This is a genomic window from Rhodanobacter sp. 7MK24, assembly GCF_014842995.1.
GTDB lineage: Bacteria > Pseudomonadota > Gammaproteobacteria > Xanthomonadales > Rhodanobacteraceae > Rhodanobacter_A.
Map to the genome: position 1 here is coordinate 1 of NZ_JACYXL010000010.1, position 10,696 is coordinate 10,696.

10 protein-coding genes are annotated in these 10,696 nt (G+C 65.4%); 2 read left to right on the forward strand and 8 right to left on the reverse strand.

The genetic code is table 11. The features are described 5' to 3' along the window. Positions 1 to 344 precede the first annotated feature (344 nt). Positions 345 to 695, forward strand: a complete 351-nt coding sequence (locus IHE49_RS14930; RefSeq protein WP_192159327.1) for a DUF3147 family protein — start codon at positions 345 to 347, stop codon at positions 693 to 695. A 28-nt stretch (positions 696 to 723) separates the two neighbouring features. Further along, positions 724 to 1,071: a hypothetical protein gene (locus IHE49_RS14935; RefSeq protein WP_192159329.1), complete on the forward strand. Its 348-nt coding sequence runs from the start codon at positions 724 to 726 to the stop codon at positions 1,069 to 1,071. Between the two features lie 31 nt (positions 1,072 to 1,102). Here the strand turns inward: IHE49_RS14935 and IHE49_RS14940 are convergent, their stop codons facing one another. The 8 genes from IHE49_RS14940 to ilvC form a co-directional block, all read right to left on the reverse strand. After that, positions 1,103 to 1,642, reverse strand: coding sequence for an RloB domain-containing protein (locus tag IHE49_RS14940; RefSeq protein WP_192159331.1), 540 nt, complete (start codon positions 1,640 to 1,642; stop codon positions 1,103 to 1,105). Continuing rightward, on the reverse strand, positions 1,639 to 2,856 hold the full coding sequence (locus IHE49_RS14945) for an ATP-binding protein (RefSeq protein WP_192159333.1): 1,218 nt from the start codon (positions 2,854 to 2,856) through the stop codon (positions 1,639 to 1,641). Before IHE49_RS14945 ends, IHE49_RS14940 begins: the two co-directional genes overlap by 4 nt. A gap of 203 nt (positions 2,857 to 3,059) precedes the next feature. Then, positions 3,060 to 4,934 carry a dihydroxy-acid dehydratase gene (ilvD, locus tag IHE49_RS14950; RefSeq protein WP_192159335.1) on the reverse strand — a complete coding sequence of 625 codons (1,875 nt, stop codon included), beginning with the start codon at positions 4,932 to 4,934 and terminating at the stop codon, positions 3,060 to 3,062. Between the two features lie 36 nt (positions 4,935 to 4,970). Further along, positions 4,971 to 6,539: a threonine ammonia-lyase, biosynthetic gene (ilvA, locus tag IHE49_RS14955; protein WP_192159337.1), complete on the reverse strand. Its 1,569-nt coding sequence runs from the start codon at positions 6,537 to 6,539 to the stop codon at positions 4,971 to 4,973. Further along, entirely contained in the window at positions 6,536 to 6,814 is a 279-nt protein-coding gene (gene ilvN / locus IHE49_RS14960; protein ID WP_192159339.1) for an acetolactate synthase small subunit, read from the reverse strand. The genes ilvA and ilvN overlap by 4 nt, the downstream gene beginning before the upstream one ends. Positions 6,815 to 7,130: 316 nt before the next feature. Continuing rightward, complete coding sequence (gene ilvB / locus IHE49_RS14965; RefSeq protein WP_192159501.1) at positions 7,131 to 8,930, reverse strand: biosynthetic-type acetolactate synthase large subunit; 1,800 nt, start codon at positions 8,928 to 8,930, stop codon at positions 7,131 to 7,133. Positions 8,931 to 9,075: 145 nt separating this feature from the next. Then, positions 9,076 to 9,417 (reverse strand): hypothetical protein, encoded by a 342-nt coding sequence (locus tag IHE49_RS14970; protein WP_192159341.1) that lies wholly within the window; start codon positions 9,415 to 9,417, stop codon positions 9,076 to 9,078. A 67-nt stretch (positions 9,418 to 9,484) separates the two neighbouring features. Continuing rightward, entirely contained in the window at positions 9,485 to 10,501 is a 1,017-nt protein-coding gene (ilvC, locus tag IHE49_RS14975) for a ketol-acid reductoisomerase (protein WP_192159343.1), read from the reverse strand. Between the last annotated feature and the right edge of the window lie 195 nt (positions 10,502 to 10,696).

Sequence of the window (10,696 nt, forward strand, 5' to 3'; positions counted from 1 at the left end):
CGCATGACCGAGGACTGGCGCCACCGCTACAACCATCAACGTCCCCATCGCTCACTCGGCGGACTCTCGCCCGTCGCGTTTGCCATGGCATCATCAACTACCTCTATTTCCGGGTGACTCGGGAAAACGAGGACGCTTCATTTGCTCGTGAACCCGAGCTCGGCGCTCGGCCGACACAGTTCGCGTCTCGGCCGCTCCACCTCAAACGTCCGACCAGAGCCGGCTTCCCAGGGAGAAAGTGCGCTAGGCATGGATCAGCCCAGGCCAGCGCGGCGACGGCATATCGCCTTCACGCAAGCCACGTTCTACGATGCGTTTCCCTCGCCACGGCAGACGACGAAGCCATGCTGCAGTACGCATTTAAGGTCATCGTTTCGGCCCTCATCATCGTGGCCGTGTCGGAGCTGGGAAAACGCAGTTCATTCTGGGGAGCGCTGCTCACCTCGCTGCCGCTGACGTCGTTGATGGCGTTCATCTGGATCTGGCGCGATACGGGCAACACCGAGGCCATCGCATCGCTGTCGCATGGCATCTTCTGGATGGTGATCGCGGCGTTGCCGCTGTTCCTGATACTGCCGGCCCTGCTCCGTAACGGAGTGGGGTTCTGGTCGGCGCTGGGGCTGTCGTGCCTCGTTACCGTCGGCGTGTATTTCGCGCTGACATGGGTGTTGGGGCGGTTCGGCGTGCGGATCTGATGTTCCGTACCACCGGAGGAAGCCCGACATGCCCAAGTCACTCGATCACATCGCCCTGGTGGTGCGCGAACCCGCACGCAGCGCAGAGTTGTTTGCACAGGTGTTCGACGACGCGCGGGTGGAGCCGGGTGCAGGTGACCACGACACCCTGGTCTGGCTGGGTGGCGTCTGCCTGGTGTTAGTGCGCGGCGAACCGCCGGCCACGCGCAACGGTGACCACATCGCCTTCGCGATGGACAAGGACGAGTTCGCGGTCTGTGCGGAGCGGCTGCATGCGGCAGGCATCGCCTGCCTGATGGCGCGCGGCGACAGCGCGCTGTACTTCGACGACTACGACAACCACGTGTTCGAGCTGGACGTGCTGGAAGGCGGCTGATCCAGGGCGGGACTTAAAGACGTAGACCGCGTTAGCGTTTCGCTATGCCCATGTGGTTCATCAACTCGGAAAGTTGCGATACTCGCGCTCTGGCTTTGTCCAGTAGAGCGCGATTGAGGTGCCGCTCCATCCACCCGGGTTCATGAGCTTCGCCGCCGGTGTGCTCTTCGAACTTATTCTTCATGTGCCGAGTATCGCCTTCGGTTTCGACGCCGAGGATTTGCAACAGCCATGCTTCCAGGCAGGGATTGGCCTCGATCACGCTTACTGGGTGCTTGCCGACGCGGGCTTTTCGCGCTCTTGCGCGTAGCGCATCGTTCCAGTCCTTGTCTGTATCCAACAACAGAACCAGCTTGTCGGTTGCGCGATTGTTCTTCGCGTGGCGCAGTCCGGCCTCGAGCACATTCTTCCCGCCTTTGCCGTTTGCGCTGTGCCACTGCACAGCGCGCCCCAGCGCGTCGGCATAGGTTCGCTTCACAAAACGAACGAACGCAATCTCGGCATCGCCTTCGCAGACGATGAGCAAGGTTTCCCTGACTGTGCGCGTTTTGGCAGGTTGCAGCGGTGTCATAGTTGCGGCACTGCTCCATAAGCGCCGCTCATGTATTTCGCATACAGGTTGTCCTGGCTGCGCACGCCATCCATCGTGTCCAATCGCCAGGCTTCACTCTCGCAGTCCTTCTTTTCGACCAGAACGACCTGCGATTTGCCGAGCAGGCCCATCACTTCAATCGAGTGGCTGGTAAAGATGATCTGGGCTTTGTGCGGATTGGTATGCGGGCTGGCAAACAGATCAAGCAAAGGCTCGATCATGTGCGGGTGCATGTCGCTTTCCAGTTCATCGATCACGGCGATGCCGCCACTGGCCAGCACGCTCAACAGGTACCAGAGTTGTGTGAACGCCGTCCGCGTGCCGCTGGATTCTTCCAGCATTTGCAGCTCGTGCCTGGAACCATCCTTCAAGGTGTGGACACCGAAAACGAGATATTGCGGCGGTAACTTCATGCCATCAGGGAGTTTCATGTCTGGCGACATGGGCATATCTAGTTTCCTGATATCCACGCCGGACAGGCCGAAATCCAGATCGTGCAACAGCGTCTCCATCTGCTTCTTCAAGACAGCATTTTCGTGGAAGAAAATGGATGCATTCAGGAAGCCAAGGTTTGGATCAACCCGGCCAACTTGAATAATGTTGCTGGCGACATACGCGCCGATCAGGTGCTGTGCGACTCCCACGCCATACTGCGCTGCCGTCGAAATCAGCGAGGCGTTTGGGCGGACCTTTTTTGCTTCGGCAGGGTTGAGGTCGAAGCCATCCTGTTTGATGAAGTATTCCTTCGAGGCCTCATCCCAGTTCCGCTCGAACACATAGGAAAACTTTGCATGTTTCTTGTTCGGGCGTTTGTAAACGGCCTCGTACAGGACGCGCTCCGGCGTGGCTTTCAACACGTAACGCCAAAGCGTGCCATTCATATCATCGGCTTCAATTTCGAACTCCACCGGATCGCTTGGAGTGGAGAAATGCGGCTTGATCGGGATTTGTGCGTTCGGCGCGCTTTGCAGGAACGAGTGGTTGATGAACCAACTCAAGAACGCCAAAGGCTTGATCAGCGAAGTCTTGCCAGCACCATTGGCGCCGATTACAGCCAAAGCTGTGGCGAGGCGCTGGCCAGCCGGCGATGATGCGTCCCAGCCGTGCGAACTGGCCTTTTGGGTCAGGGCAAAGGACACCTCGGTTCGTTCCTTGAACGAGAGAAAGTTCTTGAACGCAAAAGAGTGGAGCATGGGTGAACCCGCCGAAGCGACCCAAATACGGCCGTGAAACTCATTTTAAGACAAAATTTTGTCTATTTCAAAGTTTTAATGGCAAAAATGGCCGATGAGACCATCGTCCCGGCCTTTGTCGTGATGGCCATGTTGGATGGCTCGGCGCGCAGATCGGACCGTTCGCGATCCGGGCAAAAGTCGAGATGACGAACGGCGCTCCCTCAAGTCGTCGCCTCGTTAGGTTGCGCTATGCCCAGCCGCCCCAGATCCCGCACCGCCCCGTTCGCCGCATTCGACGCCATTGCCGCATAGGCCTGCAGCGCCACCGAAACCGGTCGCGCACGATCCAGGGGTTTCCACGCCGCACGTCCGCGCGCTTCCATCGCGGCACGGCGCGCTGCGATGACTTCTTCCGGCAGGTCGAGGCGGATGCCGCGATTGGGGATGTCGATGGCGATGGGGTCGCCGTCTTCGACCAGGGCGATCAGGCCGCCTTCGGCGGCTTCCGGCGAAACGTGGCCGATGGAGAGGCCCGAAGTGCCGCCGGAGAAGCGGCCGTCGGTGATCAGCGCGCAGGCTTTGCCCAGGCCCTTCGACTTGAGATAACTGGTGGGGTAGAGCATTTCCTGCATGCCGGGGCCGCCGCGCGGGCCTTCGTAGCGGATCACCACCACGTCGCCGGCCTTCACCTTGTTGCCGAGGATGCCGCTCACCGCGGCTTCCTGGCTTTCGTAGACCTTGGCGGTGCCGTGGAAGACGAGGATGGATTCGTCCACGCCCGCGGTCTTCACGATGCAGCCTTCCGGCGCGAGGTTGCCGAACAGCACGGCGAGGCCGCCGTCCTTGCTGAAGGGGTGTTCGGCGGAACGGATCACGCCGCGCTCGCGGTCGGTGTCCAGCGTTTCCCAGCGCGCGGACTGGCTGAAGGCGGTCTGAGTGGGCACGTTGCCGGGGGCAGCGCGGTAGAAGTGGTGGGTGGCTTCATTGCTGCTGCGGGCAATATCCCACTGCGTCAGCGCGTCGCCCATCGAGGGCGAATGCACGGTGGGGCGCGTGGCGTCGATCAGCCCGGCGCGGTCGAGTTCGCCGAGGATGCCCATGATGCCGCCCGCGCGATGCACGTCCTCCATGTGCACATCGCTCTTGGCGGGCGCCACCTTGCACAGGCAAGGCACGCGGCGCGAGAGGCGGTCGATGTCGGCCATGCCGAAATCCACGCCGCCTTCGCGCGCGGCGGCCAGCAGGTGCAACACGGTATTGGTGGAGCCGCCCATGGCGATGTCCAGGCTCATCGCGTTCTCGAATGCGGCACGGTCGGCGATGCTGCGCGGCAGGACGCTGGCGTCGTCGCCTTCGTACCAGCGGCGCGCGAGTTCGACGACGACATGACCGGCGCGGCGGAACAGCTGCTCGCGGTCGGCGTGCGTGGCCAGCACCGAACCGTTGCCAGGCAGCGCCAGGCCCAGCGCTTCGGTGAGGCAGTTCATCGAGTTGGCGGTGAACATGCCTGAGCAGGAGCCGCAGGTGGGGCAGGCCGAGCGTTCCATCGTCGCCACTTCGGCGTCGCTGTAGCTATCGTCGGCGGCGGCCACCATGGCGTCGATCAGGTCCAGTGCCTTCTGCGTGCCCTTCACCAATGCCTTGCCGGATTCCATCGGGCCGCCGGAGACGAACACCGCGGGGATGTTGAGGCGCATCGCGGCCATCAGCATGCCGGGGGTGATCTTGTCGCAGTTGGAGATGCACACCAGCGCGTCGGCGCAGTGCGCATTGACCATGTACTCCACGCTGTCGGCGATCAGCTCGCGCGAAGGCAGCGAATACAGCATGCCGCTGTGGCCCATGGCGATGCCGTCGTCCACCGCGATGGTATTGAACTCCTTGGCCACGCCGCCGGCCGCTTCGATCTCCCGCGCCACCAACTGGCCGAGGTCCTTCAGGTGCACATGGCCGGGCACGAACTGGGTGAAGCTGTTGGCCACCGCGATGATGGGCTTGCCGAAGTCCCCGTCCTTCATGCCGGTGGCGCGCCACAGGCTGCGCGCGCCGGCCATGTTGCGGCCGTGGGTGGTGGTGCGGGAACGGTAGGCAGGCATGGGTTTCGTGCTCCGGGGATCGATAGGGGTGTGTTGTCAGCTGCGCAGCAGCAGGCGGTAGGCGGCGTTGTCGCTTTCGTCGCAGTGCGGATAGCCCAGCGATTCGAGAAAGCTTTGCAACGCGGCCTGTTCATCCGCCGGCGCCTGGATGCCGACCAGGATGCGACCCTGATCGGCGCCGTGGTTGCGGTAGTGGAACAGGCTGATGTTCCAGTCCGGGTGCAGCTGCGCGAGGAAGTCGGGCAGCGCGCCGGGGCGCTCGGGGAAATCGAAACGGTACAGGCGTTCGTCCTGCGCCAGCGGTGAGCGGCCGCCCACCATGTGGCGCAGGTGCAGCTTGGCCAGTTCGTCGTCGCTGAGGTCGAGCACGGCGAAGTCCTGCGCGCGGAACGCGGCCACCACGGCGGCGCGCTCGTCGCGGCTGGCGGTCTGCACGCCTACGAAGATGTGTGCTTGCCGTGCGTCGCCGATACGGTAGTTGAACTCAGTGATGCTGCGCCGGCCCAGTGCGTCGCAGAAGCGGCGGAAGCTACCGCGCTCCTCGGGGATGGTCACCGCGAACAGGGCTTCGCGCTGTTCGCCGGCCTCGGCGCGTTCGGCGACGAAGCGCAGCCGTTCGAAGTTCATGTTCGCCCCGGAGACGATGGCGACCAGCGTGGCGTCGCGCAGCTCGTGGGTCGTGGCGTATTGCTTCAACCCGGCCAGCGCCAGTGCGCCGGAAGGTTCGGGCACGCTGCGGGTTTCCTGGTAGACGTCGCGGATCGCGGCGCAGATCGCGTCGCCGTCCACGCGCAGCATCGCGTCCACGTGGCGGCTGCAGAGCTCGAAGGTGAGCGCGCCCACCTGCTTCACCGCAGTGCCGTCGGCGAACAGGCCCACCTCGGGCAGCGCCACACGCACGCCGGTTTCCAGCGAACACGCCATCGCGTCGGAATCCGCCGCCTGCACGCCGATCACCTTCGTCTGCGGCGACAGCGTCTTGATGTAGCCGGCGATGCCGGCGAGCAGGCCGCCGCCACCCACCGGCACGAGTACTGCATCAGGAGCTGTGGGCAACTGGCGCAGCAGCTCCATGCCCACGGTGGCCTGGCCGGCGATCACGTCGATATCGTCGAAGGGATGCACGAACACCAGGCCGCGTTCGGCCTCGATGCGCGCGGCGGCGGCTTGCGCGTCGCTGTAGGAATCGCCGGTGAGCAGCACTTCCACGAACTCGCCGCCGAAGCGGCGCACCGCGTCCACCTTCACCTGTGGCGCGGTCATCGGCATCACGATCACCGCGCGGATGCCGAGCTTCGCCGCGGCCAGCGCCACGCCCTGCGCATGGTTGCCGGCGGAGGCGGCGATCACGCCGCTCGCCCGTTCGGCCGCACTCAGCGCGGCCATCTTGTTGTACGCGCCGCGCAGCTTGAACGAGAACACCGGCTGCAGGTCTTCGCGCTTCAGCAGCACGCGGTTGCCGAAGCGCGCGGAGAGCAGCGCGGCAGGCTCCAGTGGTGTTTCGCGCGCTACCTCGTACACCCGTGCAGCCAGTGTGCGGCGCAACAGGTCCAGATCGGCAGGCGAGTCATCGGCCTGCGCGCGCGTGGCGAGCAGGGCAGTCATGCAGGCGTGGCGGCGAGCAGGCCGCCGTCGCGGCCGCCGACCAGCGACAGGCTGTTGGCGTCCAGCACGTCCACCAGCTTGCGCACCTGGCGCAGGATCTGCTGCAGCGTGCCTTCGTCGCCGTGCAGCACCAGGGTGAGCTGCGACACCGCGGGGTCGTGCGTGGCGGCCACGGTTAGCGTGTCGATGTTGACGTGGCGCGCGGCGAACAGGCCCGCCACGCGCACCAGCGCGCCGGATTCGTTCTGCAGCAGGATGGAGAGGGTGTGTTTCATGGCAGTGCTCCGCAAGACAAACCGCGAACCTTCAAGAGTGGAATCCCTCTCCCTTCGGAAGAGGGCGCCGGCAGGCGGGTGAGGGTTCGGGCGAAGCGAGGCGCTTCGCCTTGGCCGAACCCTCATCCGGCCCTGACTCGCGCCATCCCTGGCGCTCGCCCCTGCGGGGCCGGCTTCGCCGTTCCGCCGGCGCATCCGCACCGGCAGGTCGGGCCAGCTACATTCGGTACATCCATGTGCCTCACCCTACGGGCGGCTGCGCCGTGCAAATCGGCAGTCCTGCCGATTTGTCTCCCGGAGGGAGAAGGGATGAAGCTCAGAACATCGATGTCGAAGGAACCTCGATTGCTTCGACCGGAGCCGCCCCCCGCGAAGCGATGAAATCCCCTGTGATCATCTGCGCATAGGTCGCGCCCGGTCCCACCATCGGATACACGCCGGCGTCGGGGTCGATCACCACCTCGAGGAAGGCCGGGCCGTCGAAGGCGAGGAAGTCGGCGACGGTGGATTCCAGCTGCGCCTTGTCGTCGAGGCGGCATGCCCATTCGAAGCCGTCGGCCTGCGCGGCGAGCACGAAGTTCTTCTTGTGCAGGCTCTTGTCGGAGGCGGAGAAGCGGCCCTTGAAGAACAGCTTCTGCCATTGCCGCACCATGCCGTCGCCGCTGTTGTTGAGCACCACGATCTTCAGCGGCAGGCCGTAGGTGGTGACGGTTTCCATCTCGCCCAGGTTCATGCGGATGCTGGCGTCGCCGTCGATGTCGATCACCAGCGCGTCGGGCCGCGCGAACTGCGCGCCGATCGCCGCGGGCAGGCCGAAGCCCATCGTGCCCATCGAGCCGGAGGTGAGCCAATGGCGCGGCGCGCGGAAATCGAAGTACTGCGCGGCCCACATCTGGTGCTGGCCCACGCCGGTGCTGACGATGGCGCGGCCCTGCGTGATGCGGTTGATCGCCTCGATCACCGCATAGGGCTGGATCAGCGCGCTGTCGCGGTCGTAGTTCATCGCGTGGTCGCGCTTCAGTGCGGCGACGTGCGCATGCCATTCCGCGAGTTGTGGTTGCAGGCCGCGTGCGCGGCCCCAGGCGGTGAGCCGTTCCAGCGCGGGAACCAGCTGGCCCATGTGGTGCCAGTCCACCGCCTTCACCTTGGCGATCTCGGCGGGGTCGATGTCGATCTGCGCGATGAACTTTGCGCGCGGCGCGAACTTGTCGGGCACGCCCGCGACGCGATCGTCGAAGCGTGCGCCCAGCGTGAACACGAAATCGCAGTCTTCCACTGCATAGTTGGCGAAGGCGGTGCCGTGCATGCCCAGCATGTGCAGCGCCAGCGGCGCCGTGCTGTCGCAGGCGCCCAGGCCCATCAGGGTGGTGGTGACGGGCAGGCCGAAGGTGTCGGCGAATTCGCGCATGGCGGTCGCCGCCTCGGCCGCGATCACGCCGCCACCGGCATAGATCAGCGGGCGTCTGGCCTGCATCAGCGCATCGAAGAAGGCGGCGCAGGCGGCATCGTCCAGTCGCGCGTTCTCGACGGTGCGCAGCCGCGAGCGGTAGCCGGGGATGGGCAGTCGGCAGGCGCCGTCGAAGTGCAGCGCGGCGTTCTGCACATCCTTCGGCACGTCCACCACCACCGGGCCGGGGCGGCCGCTGCGCGCGATCTCGAACGCGGTGCGCAGCGTGGCCTCCAGTTGCGCGACATCGGTGACCAGGAACACATGCTTGGCGCAGGCGCTCATGATGTTGCTCACCGGCGCTTCCTGGAACGCGTCGGTGCCCAGCGCGGGCGTGGCCACCTGGCCGCAGACCACCACCATCGGCGTGGAATCGGCCATCGCGTCGCGTACCGGCGTCACCGTGTTGGTGGCGCCGGGGCCGGAGGTGACGATGGCCACGCCCACTTTGCCGGAGGCGCGTGCATAGCCCGCCGCCATGAAGCCCGCGCCCTGCTCGTTGGCCGGCACGATCAGCGGCATCGGTTCGCGGCCGTCGGCCGTGATGTGCTCGGCGTTGTAGCGGAACACCGCGTCGTACACCGGCAGGATGGCGCCCCCGGAATAGCCGAACAGCACGCCCGCGCCTTCGTCGGCCAGTACCTGCACGATCGCCTCCGCGCCGGTCATGGCGTGGCCGGCGAACGGGTGCTGGTCGAGGGTGGGAGCCGCGAGAGCGGTCTGCGCTGAAGTGGTCACGTCGGGTTCCTGTGGGTGGATGCGTGCTTTTCTTTGTCGTCATCCCGGTGCAGGCCGGAATGACGAATTGCATTCGTCAATTGCGGATCAGGTCGCGTTCGACCGCGGGATGCACCGGCACGCCGAAGGTGGCGATGATCTGCAGGTCCTGCTCCAGCGTGGAGAAGCGTTCCCAGGCGATGCCGTTTACGTCGGTGCTGCTGCTGAAGCCCTGCGCGCTGTCGTCCTCGAAGCCGAGCTGGCAGATCTGGCCGGCTTTCTCCGGCTGCTGGCGGATCGAGAAATTGAGATTGTCGGTGCGCCACATCGCATAGATACCGTAGACCAGGGCCTGCGGCGGCTGGCCGAGGCGCTTGCTGTAGTCGGCGATGGAGGCGTCCAGGTCGGCGACGGCCAGGGCAATGTGGAAGCGTTTCATGGCGTACCTCGTACTCGTTGGTGCATGGAAAACGGGCCGCGCGCATCGCGCGCGACCCGGCGTTGCGTCAACCGACCTTCTTCAGCGCCTCGGCCGGCTTGGCGGCATTGGGCTGCAGCCACGGCATGCGCGCGCGCAGCTTGTGGCCCACCTGCTCGACCGGGTGGTCGAGGTCGGCCTGCTTGAACTTCCGGTAGTTCGGCAGGCCGGCGTTGTACTCGGCGATCCAGTTGCGCGCGAAGGTGCCGTCCTGGATGTCGGTCAGCACGCCCTTCATGCGTTCCTTCACGCCGGCGTCGATCACGCGCGGGCCGCTGACGTAGTCGCCGTACTGCGCGGTCTCGGAGACGAACTCCAGCATCTTGGTGATGCCGCCTTCGTAGAACAGGTCGACGATCAGCTTCAGTTCGTGCAGCACTTCGTAGTAGGCGATCTCAGGCTGGTAGCCGGCTTCCACCAGCGTCTCGAAGCCGGCCTGCACCAGCGACGAAGCGCCGCCGCACAACACGGCCTGCTCGCCGAACAGGTCGGTCTCGGTCTCTTCCTTGAAGTCGGTCTTGATCAGCATGGCGCGACCGCCGCCGATGCCGTCGGCGTAGCTGATGGCCTTGACTTGTGCATGGCCGGACACGTCCTGGTAGACCGCCCAGATGCAGGGCACGCCGCGGCCGCGTTCGTACTCGGTGCGCACCAGCGCGCCAGGGCCCTTGGGCGCGACCAGGATCACGTCGATGTCCTTGCGCGGCTCGATCTGCTTGAAGTGCACGTTGAAACCGTGCGCGAACAGCAGCGCGGCGCCGGGCTTGATGTTCGGCTCGATGCTTTCCTTGTAGAGCTTGGGCTGCACCATGTCGGGAGTGAGCACGGCGACCAGGTCGGCGTTGGTCACCGCGTGCGCCGGTTCGACCACCTTGAAGCCGTCGGCTTCGGCCTTGGCCCAGGTGGGGCCGCCGGGACGCAGCCCCACGACCACGTCGAGACCGGAGTCGCGCAGGTTGAGGGCGTGGGCGCGGCCCTGGCTGCCGTAGCCCAGGACGGCGATGCGCGCCTTGGCCAGCGTGTCGTTGGTGGTGTTGCTGCTCATGCGGTGACTCCTTCGTTGATGGCGATGCGTGCGTGTGTGGTTGGGACGTGGCGGGTGATGGTTGCCTCCCCTGTGCGCGCAACGGCGCCGAGTCGGGGGCGACGACGGGACATGGCCGGGGAGTAGGCGGCCGTCGTCAGGGGCGCCGCGCGCGGCGCACAGGGGAGGACAAGGGTGGCGACGGCGCGAACGCCT